The sequence below is a fragment of the Aliterella sp. E5.1 genome (assembly GCF_057473825.1).
The window spans coordinates 1-972 of record NZ_JBYCCV010000529.1 but is presented as its reverse complement, the minus strand read 5'-3'; the positions used below and the strand labels follow the sequence as shown (position 1 = coordinate 972).

The window sequence follows — 972 nt, the reverse complement described above, 5'->3', positions numbered from 1 at the left end:
AACCGTCACATCAGCGTGATTTTTAGCCGCTGCGCGCAGAAGGGTGGGGCCGCCAATATCAATTTGCTCAATTGCCTCAGCTATGGAAACATCCGGCTGGGAAATAGTTTGGACAAAGGGATAAAGATTGACCACCACCAGATCAATGGCCTGGATGTGATTGGCCTCAAGATCCTGGGAATCCTGCGCCACCTGCCGTCGCGCCAGAATCCCCCCATGAATCCGGGGATGGAGGGTCTTGACTCGCCCTCCGAGGATTTCTGGGGACCCGGTGTAATCAGACACCTTGGTAACTGGCAATCCGGCAGTCGCTAATACCTTGGCTGTCCCACCACTGCTAATCACCTCAAAGCCAAAGTCTGTGACTAAACTACGGGCAAATTCGACCAGCCCAGTTTTATTAGAAGTGCTCAACAGTGCCAGAGGCGCCATTTTCCGAAAATCCCTGCTTTTGTTCACGATTCCTTTACCAGCATAAATGGGGTTGTCACTCTAGTTCCCATCTCTGGAAAGGCTGATTTCAGAAACTTAGAATGGACTCTACTGATCTTGACAAAGTCAAAACTCTAGTTATCGAAGTCGTAAGTTCTATAATGTGATTCTAAAAATTCAGTAGCTAAGGGGCATACTCACTTAGGTATCTCAATCACAAGCAGTTTGAGCAAGGCTCAGTATTAAATTTGAGACGTGGCTAGAAAAGGGGGTTTGCATTGAATTATTGTTGTCTTCAAGTCGTAAGAATAGGACAGAGATGACGCAGGATGGTTGATGTTATCCTTTCCCAGTCTGAGGCTGATGCCTTAATTAGAATGAACAAGCATCGTACTGATGAATCTCTACACCAGTATCCGATGCCTGGCAACTCTATTGCTGTACCATTGATAGCAGCTGGTGGTTCCGAGAAGTTCTTGCTCGATGTGACCCGAGGGAAAATCAATCTTAAAAAAGTAACTTATCAAACTCGCGTTCGCT

At 46.6% G+C, this 972-nt stretch carries 1 protein-coding gene and 1 pseudogene; one reads left to right on the top strand and one right to left on the bottom strand.

Features of this window, described 5'->3' with window-relative positions:
* Positions 1-432 (bottom strand): annotated as a pseudogene (purH, locus tag AC2VE5_RS28800) (bifunctional phosphoribosylaminoimidazolecarboxamide formyltransferase/IMP cyclohydrolase); the annotation flags it as partial.
* A 329-nt stretch (positions 433-761) separates the two neighbouring features.
* On the opposite strand from purH, the gene AC2VE5_RS28795 reads away from it, so the two are divergent.
* Positions 762-972 (top strand): DUF6978 family protein (locus AC2VE5_RS28795; RefSeq protein WP_486890926.1); only part of this gene is annotated, 211 nt, incomplete at its 3' end.